Here is a 25,461-nt window from a genome sequence, read left to right on the forward strand (position 1 = left end):
TATTACCCGCAGTTAGATGTAGCTGTCTACGGAATAGTTAACCCCAAGTTGTGCCATATAGACCTGTTGGTGTAAAAAATTTAGTCAAAAACAAAGATGTATACAACCAAAAAGTGTATTTAAATGTTTTATTTTTTTATCACTAGGCTTGCCCATAGACTAAACCAATCTGATTTGAATTTAAGTTTTTGGAAATAATTTGCTTTATTTAGCTTAACAGCACTTAATAAATAAGTTCTATTTTCAATAGTTCTTATTTTTCCTACTCCATTTGAATTGGTTTTGATCTTTTCTTTATAAGTATTATTTTCATCTTTACTAAAAATAGTAATTTGCCAGTTTCCTAATGGCTTATTTTTTTCAAAAAGTTGAAATTTAAAAAAACTATTCTTAAGTTTGTAAGGTGTGCTCAAGGCAATAATTTCAAAATCTAATTTTGATTTTTGAATAAAAAAACCTTTATTTCCATCAGTAATTAATACTTTTGCAAACCTTCTATAATTTTCTGTAGGAATTTTATTTCTATCAAACTTATCTATAGTGTTTTGAAGGCCCTGTTCTTTTACAAAATCTTCAAACTTTTCAACAGAGTCATACTTTAAGAATTCGTTATTAGTTTCATAGTTTAGAACATGAAATCCTTGCTCTGAAATTAACATTTGAATTGCTGGAAAATCTCCATCCCTCTGTGATAATTTTGTTACTTTATTTCTATTTTCTAAATATAGGTTTTTTTTATTTGGGCTATAAAACCCAAAAGGAGAACCCATAAAATCTTGACCAATATTAATATTAGTTTTAAATAATTCCTTGTTATTAAAATTAAAATTAATTGGTTCAAGCCATAACTCGTGCGCATGTACTTTAATTTTTAAAAAAGTTACTAAAAATATGATTACAAATAAATATAGAACCTGCTTTAATAAATTAATATTTTTTAAGATATTTATATTCATACTATTCTTTATTAAATCATCTTATGCTCACGAACTGCGTCCAGCAATTGCAAATCTTAATATTTATGAGGAAGATAATATCACAAACGCAAATCTATCAATCCAATTAAATTTAGAAGCTATTATTGCAGGCATAGAAACAAAGCATTCTAACACAGAAGATTCTGAAAAATCTGAAGAATATAAGGATTTAAGGAGGATGAGCCCAGTAATTTTACTAAATCAATTTAACTCTAAGATCAAAAATTTTGGTAATAAAATTAATTTAACATCCAATATTTCAAATTTAAAATTAACCTTGATAAGCGTAGTCATACCAGAAGTGGGTAATACTGACATAATTAGAGACACTATTGTTACTTTTGATATTCAAAATATTAAAGAAGAACGATTTAAATTTTATTGGGATAAAAATTTAGGATCAATTATTTTACGTATTAATTCAATTCATAATAAACCTCTCTATACTGAATTGATTGAGGGGGGTAAGCAATCTAAATGGTTTAGTATAAAGAATAAAATAGAGGTGGGACTTTTTCAAAATGTTAAAGAATATAGCTTGCTAGGATTTAAGCACATTATACCAAAAGGTTTAGATCACATTTTATTTGTACTAGCGCTATTTCTTTTATCTCCAAAACTGAGGCCTTTAGTTTTACAAGTTTCAATTTTTACTTTAGCTCACACAATTACCTTGTTCTTGGGTGCACTAAAAATAATAACAATTCCAGCAATTATTATTGAACCAATCATTGCTCTATCTATTTGCTTTATAGCAATTGAAAATTTGTTCACTGAAAGTATAAGAAGAACAAGACCCTATATAATTTTTATTTTTGGTCTACTTCATGGTTTGGGTTTTGCGGGAGTTTTAAATGAAATTGGAATTTCAACAAACCTATTTATTTCAAGTTTAATTTCTTTTAATGTTGGAGTTGAGCTTGGTCAAATCAGTGTAATTATTTTGTCATATATTTTAATTGCACTATTATTCCAAAAAAAATCATGGTACCAAAATAGAGTTACTAAACCGATTTCAATGATTATTGCATTTATTGGCTTTTATTGGTTTATCCAAAGATTATTTTTTTAATATTATAAGCAAAAAATTACCGTGAGTAATTCTAGTTTTTAAAGGCATTTTTTTTAAATAAACAACTCTTGATTATAATTAAATATTATAATCGTTAAAAACCCTTAAATTTAGGGTTGGTATTGCACTAACCCTAATTGATTAAATCTTGTTTGAATTTCATTAAAGAAGCTAGTAAGTCAATTTTCCAGTTTATAAATTCAATAATAACTTCCTCTGAAGGTCTAACATTCCTAATTTTTTGATCTGTTGTTGTTTTTGATCTTGCATCCAATTTAATAAAAAAATTTAATTTTATTCCATCATCAACTATTTGAGCAACTGTTTTATAAGAATACTCTGGTAGCTTGCTAGAAATTTTTTCTTTATATATCTCTTCTCCTAACTCATTAGATTCAAATATTATTAAAAAAACTTTATATTTTTTAATTGAAGAAAAAATCCATTTAATACCAGATTTATCCTCCTGGTACTTTAAGACAGCACTTGAATGTCTGGCCATTTCTAAGTTAAGAGCACACATTCTATCCGGCGATATATCAAAAGGAAGTTTTGTTAGGTTTAATTTGCTAATTATGTTTTTTTGTCTTTTTAGATCTTCAGTACTTAAATTAAGTTTTTTAGTAACATTTGAAACCATGTTTAATCCAGTGGAAATAATTTTTCTTTAAGTTTGGTTTGTCTAAAATTCATAAATTAACTATACCTTAACTGATGACTTAATATATACGGTAAATAAGCATGTAAATAGTAGGTTTTAAACCTATCTATATTAATTTTTCATCTTCATACACACAACATTTCTCTGGAGGAATATAAAGGTTTACCTTTTCTGATGGAACTTCAGTTTCTCTATTTATTTTCGACTTGATTGTAAGGTTACCCATCTTTGTAGTGATAGCTCTTAACAAGTTAGAAATATAATAACCAAGGGCAAATACTAAAAATATAGTTATCGCTTTTTGTCTAGGCAAAATAACTTTATTCATAATTGAAACTTACAAAGAAACTAATTCACTTTATTTTTGCAATTTCCTGTTTTAAAAAACTCGTCAATATTGTCTATAGCTAGATTAGCCATAGCAATTCTTGTGTGTTTAGTCGAGCTTCCAAGATGGGGTAATATGAAAGCACTTTTTATTTTAAGATAACCAGGATTTAAGTTTGGCTCACCCTTATAAACATCTAATCCTGCTGCATAAATTTTTCTTCTATTTAGTGCATCAATTAAGGCTTCATCATCAACAATATCTCCACGAGCTACGTTGGTAATCACAGCACCTTTTGGAAAATATTCTAATGTTTCTTTATTAATTAAATTTTCTGTTTCTTTTGTTGCAGGGCAACAAATTGACAATACATCTGAAACTCCGAAAAGACTTTTGATGCTATCATGATAAATTGCACCATTTTCTTTTTCTTCAGTTAGTTTTGATCTATTATGATAATGAATAATCATACCTAAAGATTTTGCTATTTTTGCAATCTTTTGTCCTATTCTTCCCATTCCTAAAATTCCAAGTCTTGAGCCTGTTAACTGTTTTCCTATCAAATAGTCTGCTGACCATTTCCAGTTACTTTCTTTTGCAGCTTGAATACCTTCCGGAACTCTTCTGCATGCTCCAAGAATTAATAAAATTCCAATCTCTGCTGTAGCATCAGATAAAACCTCTGGTGTATTAGTTACTGCTATTCCTCTTTTTTTGGCTGCTTCTAAATCAATATTTCCGAAACCGACTGCAAAATTAGAAATTACCTTAATACTTTCTGGTAGTTTGTTTATGGTCTCTTCATCCATTTTATCAGTTAAAGAAGTTAATATTGCATCATGACCTTCACTTAATTCAATAAGCTTTGATTGAGAATATAATTCATCATTGCCATTAAGCTTTGCATCAAATGTTTTTGAAGCTTTTTCCTCAGATGCTTTTAATAATCTTCTCGTAATTATAATTTTTTTCATAATTAATTCTTTTGTAATATTTTTGGTTTTGGACCACCAGTATACCAATCTAATACTTCAATAGTATGTAAAATTGGAGTTTTGGTTCCATTAGAAATTTGAGTAATACAACCTATGTTCCCTGTTGAAATAAAATCTGGCTTCAAACTTTCAATATTTTTTACTTTTTTGTTTAGTAATTCTTTGGCAATTTCAGTTTGTAAAATATTATATGTACCAGCTGATCCACAACAAATATGTCCCTCTGGAATTTCCATGATTTCATTTTCTGTTTTGTTTAATAAGGACACAGGTTGGTCGTGTACCTTTTGTCCGTGTTGCATTGAACAAGCTGAATGATAGGCAATCTTATACTTCTTACCTTTTGCTATAAAATTTAATTTTATACTTTCGCTTAAATATTCTGAAACATCTTTTGTTAATTCAGATATTACCTTGGCTTTTTTTTTCATTTGTTCATCATCTTTAAAGATAAACCCATAGTCTTTCATTGTAGTACCACAGCCAGATGTGTTAGATAAAATTGCATCTAAATTACCTTTTTGATGTTCAGCATACCAAGTGTTAATATTGTTTCTAAAATCTTGATGTGCATCATCTTCTTTTCCTAAATGATGATTTAAAGATCCACAGCATCTTATTTTTTTAGGCACAATTACTTCAACACCGTGTCTGTTCAAAAGACGGATAGTTGACTCATTTATTTGAGGAGAGATTTCTTTTTGGACACATCCAGTTAAAAGTGCAACTCTTGAAATCTTCTTTTGACCAGTCACAGAATAAATTTCTTTTTGTTTTAAAGTTTTTTTAGGAAAACTTGTAGGCATTAAACCCATCATGTCTTTTATTTTTAATGGCATTAAAAATTGAAAGGGTTTTGCTAGTTTTACCATATAGCTAGCCAGTCTAAAATATCCTGTATTTGGTAATACTACTGATAAAAAACTCCTAATTGTTCTATCAAAAAAAGATCTTTTGTAGTTTTTTTCAATGTATTTTTTACCATGATCAATAATATGCATGTAGTTTACACCAGAAGGGCAAGTGGTCATGCAGCTATAACAAGATAAGCATCTATCTATATGTTTTACTGTCTTTGCTGTTGGTTTTTTTTGATTTTCCAACATGTCTTTGATTAAATAAATTCTACCCCTTGGTCCATCTAATTCATCACCAAATATTTGATGAGTAGGACAGGTAGCATTACAAAAACCACAATGAACACATTTTTTAAATATTTTTTCAGTAGATGCGTTGTCGTTATTTTGTAATTGTTTTTTCGTAAAATTAGTTTGCATTAAATTCCTCTATACATCTTTCCAGGATTAAAAATTCTTTTAGGATCAAAACTTTTTTTAATTTTTTCTGAGATTAAAAGCCTTGTATCATCTACGGTAAAGATCATTTCTTCGTAATCATATTCATTTGATGTCTTTATAATAGTTAAATAACCCCCAAGTTCCTTAATTAAATTTTTAATCTCTCCAACCTTAGTGTTCTTTTTAGACTGAACTTCTATCCAGTATAATGAGCCACACCAATCAATATAATATTTATACTTATCACCCAGATATTGCATTAGCTTTTTGCCTTTTGAAGGAGGTATTACTACTCTCAATAAGTTATTTTTTGTTTGTTTAAATAATTCAAGATTATTTATTTTTATCCAAAATGGAGTTGATTGATGAACATCTAAAATAGTTATATTCAATTTGTTAAGTTCTAATTCATCAGTTAAAGTTTTTATTTTTTCATCTATTGATATTTTATCTCCGTCTATTCTTAATGCTACAAATGAGCCTTTATTTTCTAAATCATTAAATTTAAAAACCATTTCTTTGTTATGATCATAACTTTCATCTTTTGGCTCCTCAGGAATATAAACTGCTCCAGAAACTTCACTGCTAGAACTTGAAATTTTTTCAAATAATTCATTAACTAATTTTTTATCATCAGTATTAATTGTAATTGTATTGGATGATTTTTTTTTAGGTAAAACTTTTAATGTAATTTCGGTTAATGCAACTAACGTTCCAAAAGATCCTGTAACAAGTTTTGACAAATCATAACCCGTAACATTTTTTACGACTGTTCCACCTGATTTAATTATATCACCTTTGCCATTCACACCTCTAAAGCCCAAAATATGATCTCTTATACTGCCCACTTTAAACCTTCTTGAGCCGGCAAAATTACAAGATAAGTGACCCGCTATAGTTCCTTTGTTTGATTTTCCAGATTCAATAAATCCAAAATCAATAGGCTCAAAGGCTAGCTCCTGATTATTTTTTTCTAATTCTTTTTCAACCACCTCTAGTAGAGTATTTGCTTTAACTTTAATATAAAGCTCTTCAGGTAAATATTCTATTATTCCTGATAATTTAGAAAGAGATAATTTTTTTGCTGACTGAATTTTATTACCAATAAAACTTTTTGAACTTGTGCCTATTAGCTCCGTTGGTTCGTTTTTTTTATAGAGCTCTTTAACTATATTTGAAACTTGGAGTTCATCTTCAGGATAATAAGTATTACTAGAATCTTGGAAGATCTGGGAATTTTTTTTCATTTCTGTGGACATGTACCCTTCCTTCCTCTGCGCATTTTCTCAATATTGGATAAACTTTTCCGGGATTTAATAAATTTTTTTCATCTAATGATGATTTGATATCTAGTTGCTGTTGAATATCATCATTATTAAACATTTCACACATTAGTTCTCTTTTTTCTATTCCCACACCATGCTCTCCAGTAATAACTCCTCCAAGTCTTACACAAGCCTTTAAAATTTCAGCACCAAATTCTTCTGTTTTTCTTAATTGTTCCTTATCACTTCCATCAAACATTATTAGTGGGTGTAAATTTCCATCACCAGCATGAAAACAATTTGCTACTGGTAATTCATACTTTTCAGATAGTCTTTTTATTTCTAGTAAAGCTTCTGTTAGTTTTCCTCTTGGGATAGAACCATCCATGCAATAGTAGTCTGGCGCCATAGCCCCACATGCTGGAAATGCAGCTTTTCTGCCTGCCCAAAATGATAGTCTTTCTTTTTCATTTTTGCTTAATTTTAGACTTGAGCAATTATTTTTTTTACAAATGCTACTAACTTGCTTTAATAATTCATCTACTTCAGATTCTGTTCCATCTAATTCAACAATTAATAAAAGCTCCGCATCTCTTGGGTAGCCTGCTTTACTAAAATTATCTGTTGCTTCTATTAAAACTTTATCCATTATCTCCATGCCTGCTGGAACAATCCCACTAGCTATAATTTCTGAAGTTGCATTCCCACCTTCTTCGATTGTAGAAAAACCTATTAATGCTGCTTTAACTATTTGTGGGTTTTTTAAAATTTTAACTGTGACTTCAGTAATTACTCCTAGCAATCCTTCTGAACCACAAATTAATCCCATTAGATCGTATCCTTCTTGATCAAGAGTTTTTCCACCAATTCTACAAATAGTTCCATCCATCATAACCATTTCAACACCTAAAATATTATTAGTAGTTGTTCCATATTTTAATGAATGAACACCACCAGAATTTTCAGCAACATTACCTCCTATCGAACAGGCTAGTTGGCTAGATGGGTCAGGTGCATAATAAAAATTTTTATGTTGTACAGCATGAGTTATTCCTAAATTTGTCATACCTGGCTGAGTAACCACACATTTGTTTTCAAAATCAATTTCTATAATTTTATTAAATTTTCCAAGGCTTAATAGAATTGCATCATTTAACGGTAATGCTCCACCTGAAAGTCCTGTACCCGCTCCTCTTGGTACAACCTTTATATCCTCTGCATGGCAAAATTTTAAAATATCACTTACCTCTTGAGTATTTTCTGGCATTACAACCGCTAAAGGGGTTTGTGTATATGCGGCCAGTGCATCAGTTTCATAAGGCTTAATTTCATCTGCGTGACTTAAAACATTTTCGGGATTTATAATTTTTGCGAGATTCTTAAAGATGTATTCTTTTTTAGAAATTGTTTCTTTATTAATCTTTGGCAGAACTAATTCACTCATTAGATTAACCTAGCATTTTTTTTATATTTTCCAATGCGTTAGATATGTTGTCTTGTGACGCTGCAAAGCTAAATCTTACGTAATCTTGGCAAGTTTTACCAAAAGCTGTCCCCGGTACTATTGCCACTCCTGCTTCATGCATACATTTTTTTGAAAACTCTGAACCATTCATCCCAGTTCCTATTACTTTTGGAAATGCATAAAAAGCACCCCCAGGTAAACTACATTCCACTCCTGTTAAATTATTTAAACCTTTGTGTATTAATTTTCTTCTTTGGTCAAATTTCACCATCATTTCATGGATTGGATCATCTGGTCCATCTAAAGCTGCAATTCCTGCAAATTGTGATGACGCATTAACACATGAAACACTATTAATAATTAGTTTATTTACATGTGGTATTAATTCTTCTGGCCACACACTCCAACCCATTCTCCATCCAGTCATTGCGTAGGCTTTGCTCCAACCATCTAAAACAATCAATCTATCTTGAAGTTCGGGATAATTAAAAAATGTTGGCATTTCTTTTCCATCATAAATTTGTCTACTATAAATTTCATCACTAAGGATTGCTACATGTGGATATTTTTTCAACCCTTCTGCTAATACATCAATTACAGATTTTTCAACAAAGCTTCCCGTTGGATTGTTTGGGTTAATTATTATTAACAATCTAGTTTTATCCGTAATTAAAGATAGAATTTTTTCTGGGTCAAATTTTAAGTCTTTATCTTCTGTTAGATCATAAGGAACTGCTGTTGAGCCCGTATAATTAATCATTGATTCATAAATTGGAAATGCAGGTGTTGGATGTATAATTTCTGCACCTGGTTCACCAAAACATTGTATTGCATAATACATTGTTGGTTTTCCACCTGGCATTATCAATACTCTTTCAGGATCAATATCTTTATTATAAAGTTTTTTAATTTTTCTTGTAACAGCTTGTCTACACTCTAAAATTCCGTTTGATAAAACGTATCCATGATGACCCTCATCTAATGCTTTTTTTGCTGCATCTACTACGTGTTGGGGTGTTTTAAAGTCAGGTTGACCTAGACCTAGGTGGATCATTGGTTTTCCTTGTGCTTCTAATTTTTTTGCTTCAGCTAACACACTAAATGCAGATTCAGTTCCTAGTCTTTGTAAATTTTTTGCTAGTTTCATAATAAGCTTAACTATATTATTAATTTATTTAATTTAATTTATTTTTTTTATATCTAATTTTAATAAGTATTAAAATTATTTCTATAAATTAGCTTTGAACTATCTAATTCATTTAAATTCTTGCAACCCATTAATATCATGTTTCTATTAATTTCATCATGCATATTTTGCAATAGACGTTCTACACCTGGTTGACCCCCAGCACTCAATGCAAATAAAAACATTTTTCCAAAACTACATGCTGTTGCACCCGCTGCTAAAGCTTTTATAACATGAGTTCCACGTCTTACACCACCATCTAAAATAATCTCCAATTTATCTCCAACAGCCTCTCTAATTGCATTAACTTGATCAAAGGGTGACCTTGAGCCATCTAATTGTCTGCCTCCATGGTTTGAAATCATAATTGCAGTACATCCAATATCTATTGCTCTTTTTGCGTCTTCAACTGACATCACTCCCTTAAGAGCAAATGGACCGTTCCATTTTTTAACACAATATTCTGCATCTTTCCAATTCATGGCCGGATCATATTGTTCATTAATATATTCAATAACTGATTTTGAAATATTTGTTCCTTTATCTGTTTTGTTTTTAACATTAGATAATTCAAATTTTTTATGAGTAAAATAATTAAATACCCACTCAGGTCTCATAGCAAAACTCATTAAGCTTTGAAGAGTAAGTTTTGGAGGGGTAGTAAATCCAGTTCTATGATCTTTTTCTCTATTTCCAGCAACTAATGTATCAACTGTCAAACACATACCATTAAAGCCAGACACTCTACATCTATCGATTAGATCATCTGTTATTGACTGATCTTTATGAACGTAAAGTTGAAATAATTTTGGCCCATTTGAAACAGCTGAAATATCTTCAATTGTATTATTAGCCATAGTAGACATGCTATAAAAAGTTCCAAATTTTTCAGCAGCTCTTGCAGATGCCCTGTCTCCTTCATGATGATAAAGTCTTTGCATTGCAGTCGGTGAGAGAAAAATTGGCATGTCAATTTTTTTCCCAAAAATAGTTGTTGAAAGATCAGGTTTACCGACACTAGCTAGAACATTGGGAATTAAATCACAATCATTAAAAGATTCTGTATTTCTTCTTAATGTTGACTCATCATCTGCCCCACCATCTATGTAGTGAAAAATTGGAGAAGGTAATCTTTTTTTTGCTAATCTTCTAAAGTCACTGAAGTTATAACAATCTTTTAAATTCATTATTTTAATTTAAAATGATTTAAAGAAATTAAACATGTAGCTATTTGCCCCTGGATTCTTAGTTCCTAAACTAGCGTTGGAAAGGTGGTTATAAGAGAAGCCAAGCTGGCTGCTGCTAAAAAAGTCTAATGAAATTTGAAGTTCACTTTTAAACTCCAGGACATGCCCAAGATCTTTTCCATTACCTTTACTATAAAGTCCTGGAGCAAAACTAGGAGTAAAATTAATTTTACCCAATGTATATTGTGCTTGTACACCTGTATAAACATATGCTGCAGAATCTGCCGTAACTAAAGCTCCAGTTATAGGAGAAAGATTGCCTAAAAATGTATCTCTATTTAAATCTTCATTTTGATGCTGAAAACCAATCAATGTTGATTTTTTACCAATATCACTGAAATCAAACATTCCTGAATAAACATTAAACTTAGAACTATTTTCTTCTGAATTTACTATTGAAGAAAGTAGGGCAAAAAAAGTGATAAAAAAATATTTATAATACTTCATTTAAATTTTATTATTTTTATTGGTTGTTATTTTTTTATATATTATTGCACCACCAAACAAAAATAACAATAACGGTAATAACCATAGAAAATAGGTCTTTTTGTTTAATCCTGGATCATAAATTACCCAGTCACCGTACTTTTCTCTTAAAAATTTATATATTAGATCTTCTTTTAATCCTTCATTAATTTTTTTATCCACAATTAGTTTAATACTAGAAGCAAACTCTGATTCTGAATCATAAACAGATTGCCCTTGACAAATTAAACATCGAATATTTTTTAAAATTTTACTTTTCAATTCGTTGTTTTTTTCATCAGATTTTAGATGAGAAAAACCAATTGATAAAAATATAATCATAAATATCTTTAAAATTTTCATTTAATAATCAATTTAATTTCTTCTACTATTTCTTTATTAATTGGACCTATAAACTTTTTTATAATTCTTTTATTTTTATCAATTATGAATGTTTCTGGCACACCATAAGCTCCAAACTCAACACTCAAAGTTCCGTCATTATCAATTATAATTCGAGAATAAGGGTTTCCAAATTCATTAATAAATTTTTTGGCATTACCTAAGTTATCTCTATAATTTACACCAATTAATTTAACTGATTTATTTTTACCTAATCCCATCAGTAGAGGATGTTCCAACCTACACGGGACACACCAAGAGGCCCAAATATTTACTATATAAAAAGTATCTTCTTCAAAAATTTTCTTTGAATCAATATAAATATTTGAATCAAAATCTATTGCTTCAAAGTTAGGTATATATTTTTTATCCTTAATTGTAGGTTCATACGTGTTTGAATTATTTAGTCCTTTGTAAAAAATAACAAAACAAAAACATAAAACTGTAATTATAATAAATAAGCTAAACTTATTTTTCATATCTTTTTTTAAATAAACTCATTAATCCACCAAGACTTAATAGCAAGACTGAAATCCAAATCCAAATCATAAATGGCTTTACTTGATATCTAATATTAAAATATTCATTACCCTTTACAAGATTCATTACTAGAAACTTATCTTCTAATAATGTTGTTTTTATATCTGCTTCACTGGTAATAATTATAGGTTGATTATAAATTCTAATTTCAGGTCTTAATTTAGTAATTTTCCCATTTTCATCTTTTATTTCAAAATAAGCAATGATGGAATTAAAATTACTTTCTTTTTTTTCTTCAGTTTTTCTAAAAAAAATTTCACCATTTACATAGCTATATTTTTCACCAATTTTTATGTTGGTTATAATTTCTGAGGATAAAATGCTGTTAAATAAAATACTTAATATCAACAAACTAAAACCAAAGTGCGCTATCGTTTGAGAAATATTATTAAATTTTTTTGTAAAAAATTCTTTCAAAGTTGTGAAGAATAGAAAAAAAGCTGATGAAACTAAAATACTGTAAAAAAGTAAGTCAGTTGTCAAATTTTTAACTATAAAAAATGTTAACAATACTGAAACTATAAAAGTAATAACTAGTGAATTTTTATTTTCAATTTTTGATTTGATCCACTTAAGCCTTGGTCCAAGAGACATGAACAATAAAAATGGTATTAAAAAAGGGGCTATTAATTTGTGATAAAAGGGAGGCCCTACTGATATTTTTTCACTAGATATTACGTCTAGGAAAATTGGATAGACTGTACCAATTAAAATAACAGATAAAAAATACATCATAAACCAATTATTTATTAAGATTGAGGTTTCTCTGCTAAGCCAAAAAAAATTACTTGAGTTTTTATTACTTTCTTTATGAAAGAAAAAAAATATTCCTAAAGACAAAACAATTAAAACAAATAAAAAAATTAATATAAAAATCCCTCTTGCAGGGTCATTTGCAAATGTATGTACAGAATTTAATATTCCAGATCTAACCAAGAAGGTTCCACACATGCTTAGGGTGAATGTTGTAATAGATAACACAACTACCCAAGATGTTAGTGCAGCCCTTCTCTCCAATACTATAATGCAGTGCAATAATGCTGTTAACGCTAGCCATGGCATTAATGAAACATTTTCAACTGGGTCCCAAAACCAAAAACCTCCCCATCCTAGCTCATAATAAGCCCAAATTGATCCAAGCATAATTCCTATAGTTAAAAAAATCCAAGAGACTAAAACCCATTTTTTAATATGTTGGCCCCATTCTTTTGAAATATAGTTTTGAGTAACTGCTGCAAGTGATGATGAAAATATTATAGATGTACCAACATAACCTAAATATAGAATTGGTGGATGAATTGCTAAAGCTGGATCTTGTAAAATTGGATTAAGACCAAGACCTTCTGTAGGGATTGGAAATAAATAATTAAATGGATTGGATGTTGTTAATACAAATAAAAAGAATCCGATAATTATTACTTGCTGAAATAGTGAAGTTAGAATTCTATATTTTTTAGGCTGTTCTCTTGATTTAATTAAAAATAGAAAAATAAATAAAGTTAATACTAATAACCATAACAATAGACTTCCCTCATGATTTCCCCATGTTCCTGAAATTTTATAAAATAATGGTTTGGTTGTGTGCGAATTATTAAAAACAGTCTCATTGCTAAAGTCTGAGTTTATAAAAGACAAAATTAAGCTCAAAAAACTTACAATTACAAAAACTAACTGCAGAAGAGATAAGGATAGTATATTTTGGTTAATTTGCTTACTGCTACTATTAAGGTCTTTAATTGAAACACCACAAAGTAAAACTGAAAGCAGTAGCCCTAAAATTAAAGAATAGTAACCTATCTGATTAGCCAGCAATTTATTTATCTCCTATAGCTTCTTTAACTTCTGGAGGCATATAATTTTCATCATGTTTTGCCAAAATTTTAGTAGCTAAAAAATAATTTTTATCCTTTAAAAAACCTTCAGCAACCACTCCTTTTCCTTCAGCAAATAGATTTGGAACAGCTCCTGAATAAATAACATTAATCTCGTTTTTAAAATCAGTAATAATAAAATTAACTTCATTAGAATTTATAAAAACTGACTGTTCTTTAACCATCCCTCCTATTCTTATCTTCTTTTTGTCTAATTCTATTAAAGATTTTATTTCTGATGGAGACTGAAAGTATACAACGTTTTCTTTTAATGATTGTAAAATTAAAAAAACTATTAAAATTACTGAGGCTAAAATTAAAGCTAAGAATATAAATCGTAATTTAACCTTTTTACCATACATGGTCTATTAGTTAAATATTTGATGTATTGGATAGTATTTCTCTATTAATATTTTGTGATCTTGCAGCTCTAGCTTTCTCCACATTTAGAGAACCAAACTTAGAAGCAAATCTTTTTTGCTCTTTTAAAAGTTGTAATTTAGTTACAAAATATAAAGCTGTAAAACTAATCAATGTAAATGAAAAAGCAGACCATACATAAGCTCCATATCCATTCATTGAAATTATTTCATTTATCATAATCTATCTAATCCTTTATTTTTAACTTTTATCAGCTCAGTATTATATTTCATCAAAAAAATGAGTAATGAAAAAAGGGCAAATGCCGCAGTCATAATGCCCAATGGGATCAGCATTGACGTGTGAATTGCCGTGTTGTTAGATAAGATATTAATTGAAGCTGGTTGATGAAGTGTATTCCACCAATCAACAGAAAATTTAATTATGGGAATATTTACAACTCCCAAAATCGCAATTAAAGAGGTGACTTTTATTACCTTTTCCTTATTCTCATAAATTCTCCAAGCCAACAAATACATTCCATAGAACAAAGCTAAAATTAACATAGAAGTTATTCTTGCATCCCAAGCCCACCAAGTTCCCCAAGTAGGTTTACCCCAAATTGACCCTGTAACTAATGCAATAATATTAAAAACAAATCCTGAAGGTGCTAAACTTTTGCCAATTAAAGCAAAATTTTTATTTTTAAAAACATAACTACCAACAGATAACAAGGCTAAACTTGAAAATATTCCAAGTGATATCCATGCAGCTGGAACATGAACATACATAATTCTTACTGCATCACTTTGTTTATAGTCTTCAGGAGACAGAATAAGCGCTTCAGTCAAACCAATTGTTAAAACAACAATAAATAAAAACAAAACATACTTTGGTGCCTTAGAAGTGATTGCAAAAATTTTATTAGGCTCAAAAGATTTAAACATTTTTAAATTATATATATTAAAAAAAGATAATTTAATTTTTATTATGGAAAGTTATCCTGATCAAGAATGTAGAGGGAGTTAATAATGATAAAAACGTTATTTAACACTCTTGACCAGAATATAAGTAAATATAACTACAATCTGTGTCCAAGATTTGAGTTAATTGTGTTAGAAAAAAGAATTAATTAGAGGGCTTAAAGTAGCTAGAGCCTTTTCTACCAGAAAAAATCTCTTCAATTAAAGGGTGTTTAATAGGGTCCTCTGAATCATCCATAAGAAGATTTTGCTGTGAAACATAGGCTTCATAAGTAATTTCATCATTTTCAGCAAGTAAATGATAAAAAGGCTGATCTTTTTTTGGACGAACATTCTTTGGAATAGATTGGTACCATTCTTCAGAATTGTTAAATTCGAAATCCACGTCATAAATTACACCTCTAAACTCAAAATGTTTATGTTTTACAATATCTCCTATTGAGAATTTAGCTTTTTGAATTTCCATACCTATTAATATGGGGGTTTAAAAATAAAAATCAATAAAAAAAATATAAATGTTTTTTTATTATGTTAATATCTGTCAAGTGAATAAATCATTTCTTAAATTTACAACAGACTTTGGGCCTTTAGCTATATTTTTTTATTATTATTATAATAATGATAAAAATTTAGCAGTTGCTATCCCACCACTTATAGTTGCAACATTAATAGCGCTAGTTGTGGTTTGGTTCCTTGAAAAAAAAATACCTATGATGCCTTTAATAAGCGGTATTTTAATTACTTTTTTTGGTGGTCTGACAATTTATTTTAATGATCCTGTTTTTCTTTATGTTAAACCAACAATCATAAATATATTATTTGCTCTTGCTTTATTTTTTGGAAAATATTTTACAAAAGAGCCCGTTCTTAAAAAAATTATGGGTAAATCAATTGCCTTAACTGATATTGGTTGGGAGTTACTAAACAAAAGATGGATGTATTTTTTCTTTGGTCTTGCGATCTTAAATGAGTGTGTGTGGAGAACGCAAACTGAAGAGTTTTGGGTCAACTTTAAGGTATGGGGAATGTTACCAATAACTCTTGTCTTTACTGCATTTCAGATATCATTGATTAATAAACACAAGCTTGATGAATAGAAACTTAAAACTAGTCATTAATAATCCTCACAATCAAATAGAAGAAAAACAATTTTTTGAAAAAAATGAGCTTAAGGTTATTTTAGACTTATATGCAAAAATGGTTTCTGCAGGGTCTTGGAAGGATTATGGTTTAAACATCTCCATTAGACAAGTGAGTTTTAGCGTCTTTAAAAATGCTGCCGAGAATGCTTTGTATAAAATTTGTAAAAACTTTAAACCAAGTAATAAAAATCTGAAATATTTAATTACAGATACTAACGGTAAAGTTTTAAAAAACTCATTTGATCTAGAAGCGTTGCTAAATAACACTAATTGGAAGAAGCTTAAAAATTAAGCTTATTTAGTAAATACTTCTACTGTATTTAAATTATTTATTTTTAAAAAACAGTATGTTGCAGTTATTGCTGCAATACTTGCGGATCCCTCAGGTGGTTTATTTTCTTTAAAATATATTCGATGCTTATCTTTTTTTTTAATAATTTTTTCTACTTCCAAAATATACCCTCCTGAACTTTGAGGTTTTGAAATATATAAAAAATTAAAATCACTTTTACCTAAATTACTATCAATAAGCCCTAATTTATAATTAAAATCTTTATTATCCGGGGTAAATGATCCATTTTTTTCAAAAAACGCTATACCACTATTAGATCCACATTTTACATTTTCAGGTTTTATCTCTTCAGCTTGAATTAAATAACTAGAACAAGAAAATAAAAATAAACTTGAGAAGATTGCTAATTTATTAATTAACAATTTAAAAAGTCTTTTTATAGAATAAAGAAATAAAGTTTTGATTTGTTGAACTATTTGAGTGGTCTCCATTTTGAACATGAGTTAAGTTTGCACTTAAATTAGACGTTTCTGTGACAGCCTTTTGAAAGATAATATCATAGTTAATTTGTCTAGCATCAGGCTCTAAATCAACGTTTAAGTTGCTATAAGTCACTGTTCTGTCTCTATCTGATGAAGTTGGAACTCTTAAGTTTAAACTACCATCCTCAACTCTTTGAGGTTGATTAACAAAAAAACCTATTCTTTGATCTTTTTTAATAAAATTAGATTTAGCTAAACCCAATGTAAACGTACTAGTTAATAGAGGTGTTGATTTATCAATATATGAATTTGATGCTTTATCGATATGAGTATATCCAGCAAATCCAGAACCAACAAAAGTGAAATCATCACCTAAGTTCTTCTTATATTTAACTCCAGTAAAGTTTGTATTCGACATATCACCAGTAGCAAAGGCACCTGTTGATGATGAATTTAAAAATTTATTTTGCTCATAATTTGTACCTAGTACTATTTGTAAATCACCTGCATTTTTTGTATCACTATTTGTTGAAGATAAAGGATTTAAATTAAATGCTAGTCCTAAATCATTTCCATTTGCGTTGGTGAATGTGTCCATTCCAAAGCTACTATTGCTATTAAATGACATAAAATAGTCTTGTCCTGATCCTGTATGGAAATAAGGATTAACTAGGTAGTTATTACCAAAATTACTATCATTAAAGAAATCAGATAATGGGTCTACGGCATTTTCAAAGCTATTAGTTGATTGATTATAACCTAAAGCCAAGAAGTCTCCTGCTGACTGGAACATTGAACTTTGAAGATAATTGCCATCAACTTCCATCGTAAAGTTTCCATAAAGATTTTTATGTTTTACTTTTTCTTTATTTTTTGGCTGAAGTCTTGCCATATGGTTTTCAACAGTATTTTGAGATGTATAACTTCCTGAAGTAAAAAAGCTGCTTACATTTGTTTCAAAGTTTGCTCTATCAAAGCTATCATAAACTTGCATTGTTTGACCTGCTAAAGCATTAATTAAAGCATTAGAAAATGAAGCACTACTAGTAAAATTATTATCAACTAAATCATAATAGCTAGTATTAGAGTCATCTAATAAATTGCCACCACCAATTGTTTGAAGACTTCCTACTGCAGCTGTAGCAGCACTTAAATTCATCATACCATGACCATAAATAGTACCTTGTGAATATTCATCTGTATCTGTAGCTGTTGCAAATAATCTATCAACAACTTGAGCATTTGTTAGACTTGAAAATTCTTGTTTAATTAATGCTAAACCTCCTGAAACCATTGGTGCAGCCATTGAAGTTCCTGTCAATGCTGTTGCTTGAGAATTACTGTCTAATAATGCAGAATATAAAAGGGTGCCAGGAGCAGTTATGCAAATTTCAGCTGCTATGCCACATTTATTTGATCCACCACTAGACCACCCATTCGAAGTAGTTCCAATTTTACCATCAGTACCTGATGCCACGACGATAACTGTTGTCTCTTTAAAATCATCATCATAAATTGCAGCTCCTGACATAACTGAAGGACTTGACTTTCCAGCATTACCTGCAGCCCAAACTAAAATTTTTCCTGCATCACCTGAGGCCTCTAACTCTGTATATAATGTTGATCCTAAAGAAGTCTCACATTCAGCAGCAGTATTACATGTTGTTCCAATTACGCCACTATCACCTAAACTTAAATTCATTATATCAACACCATCACCTCTAGCTTTTGTAATACCACTAGCAACAGAGTTTCCGACTGACGAGCCGCTATCATTTAAAACTTTATAAATATATAAGGTAGCATCATAAGCAACCCCATGATAACCTGACCCATTATTTTCTCCCGCGATAATTCCTGCTACATGACTCCCATGTCCATTTTCATCATTTGGAACATTGTCAGTACCAATCAAATCACTTCCTGATGTAAAAGATGTAACATTCGCATCTAGCTCAGTATGAAATACTGCATTGCTTCCATTAACTGTAATACCAGTATCAAGTACTGCAACTTTTATTCCATCCCCTGTAGCATCTCTTGCGTAAGCCGCACTTGCACAAACTCTTGTTAGACCATTACTGCCATCTCCATAGCTTCCCATGAATAAATATTCTGTATCTCGAGTTCCACTATCTGTACAAGAAGGAACTGTGTAGCTAGCCGCACCACCGGCACCTCCACCTCCACCTCCACATGCGCTTAGTATTAAAGGTAAGGATAAAATTGCTAAAATTTTAGATAAAGTTTTCATTATAAAACGTTAATTGTAAAAACAATTCTTTAAAAGGGAAATTATTACATGCAATAATTACTCGGATTTATAATTAGAGTTAATTTAAAAAGACTTAATTCCCTTAAATTAACAGTAATAAGTACAAGAATTGTATTTATTAATTTTTTTTAATCATTTAAGTTTAAATTTTATGATTAACTTAGCTAAATTTTTACTCAGTGAATTCCAAGAAGATAGTTCCCAAAAATCAATAAAATTTTTCAGATCACGTGGGGGTTATGGGTATGTTATTTGGTTAACTGTAATATTAGAATATCTAAAAAAAGAACCAATTCCCATTGAAGCACTTATTTTGGCTACAGAAAAATATGCCTCAAGAAGAACTGTAGTAGATTTTATAAGTGAATCAACTGAAGCTGGCTATCTAATAAAAAAAACTTCAAAAAATGATCGAAGAAAAATTTTTATTGAACCAAGTGCAATTACAATTTCTGAATATAGTAATTGGTCTAATAATTTCATTTCTAATATTACTTAGTGTGAAAAGTATATTAATAAGATTTATAATAATTTTTTTTTTAATAATGGGTGCTGCAAAAGCAGAGCAGTTTATTAGTATTAAAAATTTTACCTTTGAGTTACCAGAAGGTTACGTAATATTTAATAAAAATAATCTTTATGATGTCTATAGTCATTCAAACAAAGATCCACTTATAAAAACACAAATTAACTTAGCAAAACAACGTTTAAAAAATCAAAGTATAGAATTGCTTTATAATTTTTCAAGTCACTCTTTAAATAATATTAATATCTTAGTTTTTAATGAAAATTATAAAATAAATAAAAAAAAAGTTTTAAAACAATGTAAGAAAATTTTAAAAATTGAAAGAAAAGTTGGCAAAAGAAAAGTGGAACTTAAAGAATGTAGAATGCATGATCAGCCTTTGTTTGCAGATTGGAGCATGTATAGAGAGAATGATAGTTCTTTTGTGGAGGGTGTTACCACCCAACAAATAATATTTTTATATAAAAAAAAAGAATACGTAATTACTTCTGGTTGTTGGAAAAAATGTGATGAAACTAAAAATGATTTATTTAATTTAGTAAAATCTATTAAGTTTTAATTATCGTCTTTGACCAAATAATCTCAACAACATTATAAATAGGTTTATAAAATCTAGGTAAAGAGTTAGAGCACCCATTAAAGCTTTTTTACTCATCAACTCACCAGTATCGCTAGATACATACATGTTTTTAATTTTTTGAGTGTCATAAGCAGTAAGGCCTACAAAAATTAATACACCTAAAATTGAGATTACAAAATCCATCATTGAAGATTTTAAGAACATGTTAACAACTGATGCAACAATAATACCAATTAAGCCCATCATTAAAAATGATCCTAATTTTGTAAGATCTCTTTTAGTTGTGTAACCATAAATACTCATTGAACCAAAAGTAATAGAGGTAATAAAGAACACTCTAGTGATACTCGCTCCAGTATAAACTAAGAATATTGAAGATAGTGATAGCCCCATTAAAGATGCGAAAACCCAAAATGTTGTTTGGGCAGCTGATGCTGACATTTTATTAATCCTAGCACTCATATAAAAAACTATTCCAAGAGGAGCTAGCATTACCACCCACTTGAAACCTGAAAGAAATATTGTGTTTCCTAGGCTTGTTAATGATGTAATTGATCCGTTAGCATCTGTTACTACAGATAGTTTGAAAAATATTAAAGATATAAGTCCTGTTAACAAAATACCAGAAGCCATGTAGTTGTAGACTTTTAACATGTAGGCTCTTAAGCCCTCATCCATTGCTACTGTTGATTGTTGTGCTTCTTTTACTTTATTTAGTATATTTTGTTTATTGAATTCCATAGCACACATATAATAGACTTTTACTATTATTTCAAGATGTCTTAATAAGGTTAAATTATTATGAATTATAAAAAACTAGGAAATACAGATTTAAAAGTAAGCACTATTTGTCTTGGAACAATGACTTGGGGTGAGCAAAACTCTGAAAATGAGGGTTTTGAGCAGATGGATTATGCCTTAGATCAAGGCGTAAACTTTTGGGATACTGCAGAACTTTATGCTGTTCCACCAAAAGAAGAAACTTATGGTCACACTGAAATTATAATTGGTAATTGGTTTAAAAAATCTAATAAGAGAGACAAGGTTATTTTGGCAACCAAAGTTGCTGGACCTATGAGGGCTTATTTAAGAGGTGGTGGAAATAATTACGGAATAGAGAAAATGACTCAAGCTGTAAATGATAGTCTAAAAAGACTACAAACAGATTATATTGATCTCTATCAACTTCATTGGCCAGAAAGAAATACTAATTTTTTTGGAAAATTAGGTTATGAACATGATGACAGTAGTGAGTGGAATCAATTTGAAGATGTCTTGGGTAACCTGCAAAAATTTGTTGATGCTGGTAAAATTAGAGAAGTGGGTTTATCCAATGAAACACCTTGGGGTGTCTCTAAGTATCTAGAGTTATCAAAAGAAAAAAGACTTCCAAGAATGATGTCAATTCAAAATCCTTATAATCTATTAAATAGGACTTATGAAGTTGGCCTTGCTGAAGTTTCTGTAAGAGATAAAATTGGTTTATTGGCCTACTCTCCTTTAGCAAGTGGCTATTTATCTGGAAAATATAGAAACAATCAAATGCCAAAAAATTCAAGAATTGAACGTGATGGGAGTTTTTGGACTCGGTATGAAAAACCCAACACCAATAAAGCAGTAGATGCATACTTTGAAATAGCTAAAAAACATAACCTTGATTTAACTCAAATGTCTTTAAAATTTTGTGAAATACAGTCTTTTATGACAAGCGTTATTATTGGAGCAACTACAATGGAGCAGTTGAAAACCAACGTGGAAAGTGTAAATATAAATTTAACTGATGAAGTAATTAAAGAAATAAATGAAGTACAAACAATTTACCCTAACCCATGTCCATAATTAGAAATTTTATAATCTTAATTCTTGTAAGCTTGTTTTCTGTTAGTGCAAACTCACAAGAAGTAAAAAAAGTTGGTAAATTTAAAGACTGGGAAGCAATGGTTATAGTTGAACAAGCTGGTAAGGTTTGTTTTGCTCAATCAGCTCCAGTATTACAAGCACCAAAATCTAATATAAGAGAGGCAAGGATGTTTGTTTCTTTTAGACCAGGTGAAAAAATAAGTAATGAAATAAGCATTACTGGTGGCTATGAATTTAATAACAAAAATTCTATCACAGCTACATCTGGTAAGTCTAAATACAAATTTGATATTGCCCAGGAGGGATTTGCTTGGATTGCTAATAATAAAATTGAAAATAAAATGATTAAAACCATGAAGAGAGGATCAAGAATAATGATCACTGGTTATAATCAAAAAGGTTCTCAAACTATAGATCACTATTCATTGTTAGGATTTACTAAAGCTTACAATGCTGCAAAAACTAGCTGCAGTTAATTAAATGAAACCTAAAAAAAAAATTGTTCTCGCATATTCAGGTGGACTAGATACTTCTATTATTTTAAAATGGCTTCAAGAAAATTATGATGCAGAAGTTATTTGTTACACAGCTGACGTAGGCCAGGAAATTGATAGAAAAAAAATTATTACTAATGCAAAAAGATTAGGTGTTAAAAATATTATTATTGAAAATCTAAAAGATATTTTTGTAAAAGATTATGTCTTTCCAATGCTTAGAGGGCATGCAATTTATGAAGGTGTTTATTTATTAGGCACTTCAATTGCAAGACCCTTAATTGCAAAACGACAAATTGCAACTGCTAAAAAATTTGGAGCTTATGCTGTTTCACATGGGTCAACTGGAAAAGGAAATGATCAAGTAAGATTTGAATTAGGCTATCATTACTTCGGGCCAAAAGTAAAAATTATTGCACCGTGGAGAATATGGAAATTAAACTCTAGAACAGATTTAATTAAATACGCAAAAAAAAATAATATTCCAATTCCTACAGATAAAAAAGGTGCCCCTCCTTTTTCTATTGATGATAATTTATACCACACGTCAACTGAAGGTAAGGTTTTAGAAAACCCAAAAAATTCAGCCCCTGAGTTTCTTTTCCAAAGAACAGTATCTCCTGAAAAAGCACCTAACAAAGCTTCATTTGTAACTGTAGGATTTAAAAATGGAGATCCAATAACTTTTAATGGTAAAAAATTATCACCTGGAAACTTATTAGAAAAACTTAACGATGTTGCTGGTAAAAATGGAATAGGTAGAGTTGATCTGGTTGAGAACAGATTTATTGGAATTAAATCTAGAGGTGTTTATGAAACACCTGGTGGAACATTATTAATGTCTGCTCATAGAGCAATTGAATCTGTTACTTTAGATAAAGAAACTATGCATAAAAAAGATGAAATTATGCCGAAGTATGCTGAACTTATCTACAATGGTTACTGGTATTCAAAAGCAAGATTTAAACTTCAAAAAATAGTGGATCTTAAAAAAAATAAAGTAAACGGGTCTGTTAAGCTTAAACTATACAAAGGTAATATAACTATAATGTCTAGACAGACAAACAGTACTGCCTACTCAATGAAAAAAGTTTCTTTTGAAGAAAATAAAACCTTCAATAAATCAAACGTAGAAAAATTTATTAACTTTCATAAACAAAAACTTCGTTCATAAATTTATGAAAATAAAAGTATTCGCCGACACAATTTGTGGGTGGTGTTTTATTGGTCAGACAAGACTAAATAAAGCATTAAAAGCTTTTCCTGAAACTGTGTTTGAGATAGAGCATGTTCCATTTCAATTAAATACTGATATGCCCAAAGAAGGAATTGAAAGAAGTAAGTATTTAGAAATAAAGTTTGGTGGTAAAGAATTTGCTCAACCGATGTATGATAGAATGAGAGAAGAAGCCAATAAAGAAGGTCTTAATTTTAATCTAGATAATATAAAAAAAACACCCAATACAGTATTTTCTCATTTATTAATAAAATTAGCCGAACGATCCAATGTACACAACGAAGTTAAAGAAAAAATATACCACTCATATTTTGTTGAGGGTCTCGATATTGGAGATAAAGAAATCTTAATTAATATTGGAAAAGAATTTAATATTAATGCAGATGTAATTAATGATTTTTTTAATTTAAAAAATATTGAAGAAGTTAATTCATATATTTCAGTTGCAAGAGAAAAAGAAATTAATGGAGTACCTTTCTTTGAAATAGGAACAGATTTTATTTCAGGTGCTCAGAGCTCTACAAATTTGGAAAATGCAATAAAGTCCAATTTAAGCTAAAAATAAAAGGACACTTTATCCTTTGCCTTTAACGTATAAATATCTATTCTGGCTGTATGGAAGCACTAAAAAATTGGATGATAGATGCAGCAAATATTTTATTTGATGACAGTAAAAATGACTTAAGATCTTTGCCAAGATCTGTGAGATTGCAAATTTTATTAGTTCTAAGTTTCGTTTGGACAACAGTTTTTAGTCTATATATATTTTCCTATACAACATTTGCATTTGGTTGGGCTGGTCTCTACATTGCGCACATTGGTTTAATATTTGCAGTCTATATGACGTTCAAACATTTTCATAAAGCAGAGGCACAATCTAGTAGTGTATTCCAAACTAAAAATTTTGATCCATTTAAAATCATGGTTATTGTTTTTGTCATTGTATTTATCTTTGTATTTTCTAAAGGAATAGAGGTCTTAACTAGCCCCAACCCTAGCTCTTATGCAATCCCATATGATGGTCCATCAAAATCAGTGTTTGAAAAATGGCTACCATTTAGTAAAGATAAGTAATGGAAAAAATAGCAAAAATTTTACAGCTAGCATTAATGTGCATTATTTTAGTAAGCACTGTAATTGCTGTTGGTATGGAAATTAAAAATATGTTTCTAAATCAATCTGTAATGTTAGCAGATTTACTTTTAATGTTTCTTTATTTAGAAGTGCTAGCAATGGTTCGTGTTTTTTGGAACCAGCAATCAATCAGCATAACTTTACCTCTTTTAATTGCTATCACTGCCCTAGCTCGATTTATTATATTACAAGGGAAAGAGATGGATCCATCAGCATTAGTTTATGAAGCTGTAGCTATAGTTCTAATTGCATCCGCAATAGTTATTCTTAGATTAAGACATAGTGATAAATTGGGTCTAAAGAAAAGAAAATCTAAATAGTTTA

The 25,461-nt window shown here is 29.5% G+C and carries 31 protein-coding genes; 11 read left to right on the top strand and 20 right to left on the bottom strand.

Going from position 1 to position 25,461, the window contains the following annotated elements:
* Positions 1–128 precede the first annotated feature (128 nt).
* Positions 129–956 (bottom strand): DUF4198 domain-containing protein, encoded by an 828-nt coding sequence (locus AC5YF9_RS06690; RefSeq protein WP_415303899.1) that lies wholly within the window; start codon positions 954–956, stop codon positions 129–131.
* On the opposite strand from AC5YF9_RS06690, the gene AC5YF9_RS06695 reads away from it, so the two are divergent.
* Positions 892–2,049 (top strand): HupE/UreJ family protein, encoded by a 1,158-nt coding sequence (locus AC5YF9_RS06695; protein ID WP_415303900.1) that lies wholly within the window; start codon positions 892–894, stop codon positions 2,047–2,049. The two genes, AC5YF9_RS06690 and AC5YF9_RS06695, sit on opposite strands and share 65 nt — an antisense overlap.
* A gap of 133 nt (positions 2,050–2,182) precedes the next feature.
* Here the strand turns inward: AC5YF9_RS06695 and AC5YF9_RS06700 are convergent, their stop codons facing one another.
* The 16 genes from AC5YF9_RS06700 to hspQ all read right to left on the bottom strand — a co-directional run bounded on the left by AC5YF9_RS06700 (position 2,183) and on the right by hspQ (position 15,581).
* Positions 2,183–2,689, bottom strand: coding sequence for a hypothetical protein (locus AC5YF9_RS06700; RefSeq protein ID WP_415303901.1), 507 nt, complete (start codon positions 2,687–2,689; stop codon positions 2,183–2,185).
* A 127-nt stretch (positions 2,690–2,816) separates the two neighbouring features.
* On the bottom strand, positions 2,817–3,038 hold the full coding sequence (locus tag AC5YF9_RS06705) for a hypothetical protein (RefSeq protein ID WP_415303902.1): 222 nt from the start codon (positions 3,036–3,038) through the stop codon (positions 2,817–2,819).
* A 20-nt stretch (positions 3,039–3,058) separates the two neighbouring features.
* A complete protein-coding gene (locus AC5YF9_RS06710; RefSeq protein ID WP_415303903.1) occupies positions 3,059–4,012 on the bottom strand; it encodes a 2-hydroxyacid dehydrogenase in 954 nt (317 codons plus the stop codon).
* Positions 4,013–4,014: 2 nt separating this feature from the next.
* A complete protein-coding gene (gene glcF, locus AC5YF9_RS06715; protein WP_415303904.1) occupies positions 4,015–5,310 on the bottom strand; it encodes a glycolate oxidase subunit GlcF in 1,296 nt (431 codons plus the stop codon).
* Positions 5,310–6,578 carry an FAD-binding protein gene (locus tag AC5YF9_RS06720; protein WP_415303905.1) on the bottom strand — a complete coding sequence of 423 codons (1,269 nt, stop codon included), beginning with the start codon at positions 6,576–6,578 and terminating at the stop codon, positions 5,310–5,312. Before AC5YF9_RS06720 ends, glcF begins: the two co-directional genes overlap by 1 nt.
* The gene (locus AC5YF9_RS06725; protein WP_415303906.1) at positions 6,544–8,040 is read right to left on the bottom strand and encodes an FAD-linked oxidase C-terminal domain-containing protein; all 1,497 of its coding nucleotides are present in this window, start codon (positions 8,038–8,040) and stop codon (positions 6,544–6,546) included. Before AC5YF9_RS06725 ends, AC5YF9_RS06720 begins: the two co-directional genes overlap by 35 nt.
* A gap of 4 nt (positions 8,041–8,044) precedes the next feature.
* Positions 8,045–9,208 (bottom strand): pyridoxal phosphate-dependent aminotransferase, encoded by a 1,164-nt coding sequence (locus AC5YF9_RS06730; protein WP_415303907.1) that lies wholly within the window; start codon positions 9,206–9,208, stop codon positions 8,045–8,047.
* A 59-nt stretch (positions 9,209–9,267) separates the two neighbouring features.
* Positions 9,268–10,434, bottom strand: coding sequence for an alpha-hydroxy acid oxidase (locus tag AC5YF9_RS06735; RefSeq protein ID WP_415303908.1), 1,167 nt, complete (start codon positions 10,432–10,434; stop codon positions 9,268–9,270).
* A gap of 9 nt (positions 10,435–10,443) precedes the next feature.
* On the bottom strand, positions 10,444–10,941 hold the full coding sequence (locus AC5YF9_RS06740; RefSeq protein ID WP_415303909.1) for an acyloxyacyl hydrolase: 498 nt from the start codon (positions 10,939–10,941) through the stop codon (positions 10,444–10,446).
* Positions 10,942–11,301, bottom strand: a complete 360-nt coding sequence (locus AC5YF9_RS06745; RefSeq protein ID WP_415303910.1) for a cytochrome c-type biogenesis protein — start codon at positions 11,299–11,301, stop codon at positions 10,942–10,944.
* A gap of 17 nt (positions 11,302–11,318) precedes the next feature.
* Positions 11,319–11,840 carry a DsbE family thiol:disulfide interchange protein gene (locus tag AC5YF9_RS06750; protein ID WP_415303911.1) on the bottom strand — a complete coding sequence of 174 codons (522 nt, stop codon included), beginning with the start codon at positions 11,838–11,840 and terminating at the stop codon, positions 11,319–11,321.
* A complete protein-coding gene (locus tag AC5YF9_RS06755) occupies positions 11,830–13,713 on the bottom strand; it encodes a heme lyase CcmF/NrfE family subunit (protein WP_415303912.1) in 1,884 nt (627 codons plus the stop codon). The genes AC5YF9_RS06750 and AC5YF9_RS06755 overlap by 11 nt, the downstream gene beginning before the upstream one ends.
* A 1-nt stretch (position 13,714) precedes the next feature.
* Entirely contained in the window at positions 13,715–14,134 is a 420-nt protein-coding gene (gene ccmE, locus AC5YF9_RS06760; RefSeq protein ID WP_415303913.1) for a cytochrome c maturation protein CcmE, read from the bottom strand.
* A 10-nt stretch (positions 14,135–14,144) separates the two neighbouring features.
* Entirely contained in the window at positions 14,145–14,372 is a 228-nt protein-coding gene (locus tag AC5YF9_RS06765) for a hypothetical protein (RefSeq protein WP_415286356.1), read from the bottom strand.
* Complete coding sequence (gene ccmC / locus AC5YF9_RS06770; protein WP_415303914.1) at positions 14,369–15,079, bottom strand: heme ABC transporter permease CcmC; 711 nt, start codon at positions 15,077–15,079, stop codon at positions 14,369–14,371. Before ccmC ends, AC5YF9_RS06765 begins: the two co-directional genes overlap by 4 nt.
* Before the next feature lie 181 nt (positions 15,080–15,260).
* The gene (gene hspQ, locus AC5YF9_RS06775) at positions 15,261–15,581 is read right to left on the bottom strand and encodes a heat shock protein HspQ (RefSeq protein ID WP_415303915.1); all 321 of its coding nucleotides are present in this window, start codon (positions 15,579–15,581) and stop codon (positions 15,261–15,263) included.
* A gap of 79 nt (positions 15,582–15,660) precedes the next feature.
* Here hspQ and AC5YF9_RS06780 point away from each other — a divergent pair, with 79 nt between their 5' ends.
* Both AC5YF9_RS06780 and AC5YF9_RS06785 read left to right on the top strand, forming a co-directional pair.
* Positions 15,661–16,212: a septation protein A gene (locus AC5YF9_RS06780; protein ID WP_415303916.1), complete on the top strand. Its 552-nt coding sequence runs from the start codon at positions 15,661–15,663 to the stop codon at positions 16,210–16,212.
* Positions 16,205–16,549, top strand: a complete 345-nt coding sequence (locus AC5YF9_RS06785; protein WP_415303917.1) for a DUF2794 domain-containing protein — start codon at positions 16,205–16,207, stop codon at positions 16,547–16,549. The genes AC5YF9_RS06780 and AC5YF9_RS06785 overlap by 8 nt, the downstream gene beginning before the upstream one ends.
* A gap of 2 nt (positions 16,550–16,551) precedes the next feature.
* Here the strand turns inward: AC5YF9_RS06785 and AC5YF9_RS06790 are convergent, their stop codons facing one another.
* Both AC5YF9_RS06790 and AC5YF9_RS06795 read right to left on the bottom strand, forming a co-directional pair.
* Positions 16,552–16,971 carry a protease complex subunit PrcB family protein gene (locus tag AC5YF9_RS06790; RefSeq protein ID WP_415303918.1) on the bottom strand — a complete coding sequence of 140 codons (420 nt, stop codon included), beginning with the start codon at positions 16,969–16,971 and terminating at the stop codon, positions 16,552–16,554.
* A gap of 1 nt (position 16,972) precedes the next feature.
* Positions 16,973–19,285 carry a S8 family peptidase gene (locus AC5YF9_RS06795; protein WP_415303919.1) on the bottom strand — a complete coding sequence of 771 codons (2,313 nt, stop codon included), beginning with the start codon at positions 19,283–19,285 and terminating at the stop codon, positions 16,973–16,975.
* A 172-nt stretch (positions 19,286–19,457) separates the two neighbouring features.
* Here AC5YF9_RS06795 and AC5YF9_RS06800 point away from each other — a divergent pair, with 172 nt between their 5' ends.
* On the top strand, positions 19,458–19,805 hold the full coding sequence (locus tag AC5YF9_RS06800; protein WP_415303920.1) for a hypothetical protein: 348 nt from the start codon (positions 19,458–19,460) through the stop codon (positions 19,803–19,805).
* A 1-nt stretch (position 19,806) separates the two neighbouring features.
* Positions 19,807–20,391, top strand: coding sequence for a hypothetical protein (locus AC5YF9_RS06805; RefSeq protein WP_415303921.1), 585 nt, complete (start codon positions 19,807–19,809; stop codon positions 20,389–20,391).
* On the opposite strand, the gene AC5YF9_RS06810 is transcribed toward AC5YF9_RS06805, so the two are convergent.
* Entirely contained in the window at positions 20,392–21,153 is a 762-nt protein-coding gene (locus AC5YF9_RS06810) for a Bax inhibitor-1/YccA family protein (RefSeq protein ID WP_415303922.1), read from the bottom strand.
* Between the two features lie 60 nt (positions 21,154–21,213).
* On the opposite strand from AC5YF9_RS06810, the gene AC5YF9_RS06815 reads away from it, so the two are divergent.
* From AC5YF9_RS06815 to AC5YF9_RS06840, 6 genes are read left to right on the top strand one after another with little or no spacing between them, the layout of a single operon-like run.
* Positions 21,214–22,251 carry an aldo/keto reductase gene (locus tag AC5YF9_RS06815; RefSeq protein WP_415303923.1) on the top strand — a complete coding sequence of 346 codons (1,038 nt, stop codon included), beginning with the start codon at positions 21,214–21,216 and terminating at the stop codon, positions 22,249–22,251.
* Positions 22,242–22,748, top strand: coding sequence for an invasion associated locus B family protein (locus AC5YF9_RS06820; protein ID WP_415303924.1), 507 nt, complete (start codon positions 22,242–22,244; stop codon positions 22,746–22,748). Before AC5YF9_RS06815 ends, AC5YF9_RS06820 begins: the two co-directional genes overlap by 10 nt.
* Positions 22,749–22,752: 4 nt before the next feature.
* A complete protein-coding gene (locus AC5YF9_RS06825; RefSeq protein ID WP_415303925.1) occupies positions 22,753–23,940 on the top strand; it encodes an argininosuccinate synthase in 1,188 nt (395 codons plus the stop codon).
* Positions 23,941–23,944: 4 nt separating this feature from the next.
* Positions 23,945–24,562, top strand: a complete 618-nt coding sequence (locus AC5YF9_RS06830; protein ID WP_415303926.1) for a DsbA family oxidoreductase — start codon at positions 23,945–23,947, stop codon at positions 24,560–24,562.
* 56 nt (positions 24,563–24,618) lie between these two features.
* Positions 24,619–25,077 carry a hypothetical protein gene (locus AC5YF9_RS06835; RefSeq protein ID WP_415303927.1) on the top strand — a complete coding sequence of 153 codons (459 nt, stop codon included), beginning with the start codon at positions 24,619–24,621 and terminating at the stop codon, positions 25,075–25,077.
* Positions 25,077–25,457 carry a phosphate-starvation-inducible PsiE family protein gene (locus tag AC5YF9_RS06840; RefSeq protein WP_415303928.1) on the top strand — a complete coding sequence of 127 codons (381 nt, stop codon included), beginning with the start codon at positions 25,077–25,079 and terminating at the stop codon, positions 25,455–25,457. Before AC5YF9_RS06835 ends, AC5YF9_RS06840 begins: the two co-directional genes overlap by 1 nt.
* The last annotated feature ends 4 nt before the right edge of the window (positions 25,458–25,461 follow it).

Source organism: Candidatus Pelagibacter sp. uisw_098, assembly GCF_059512505.1.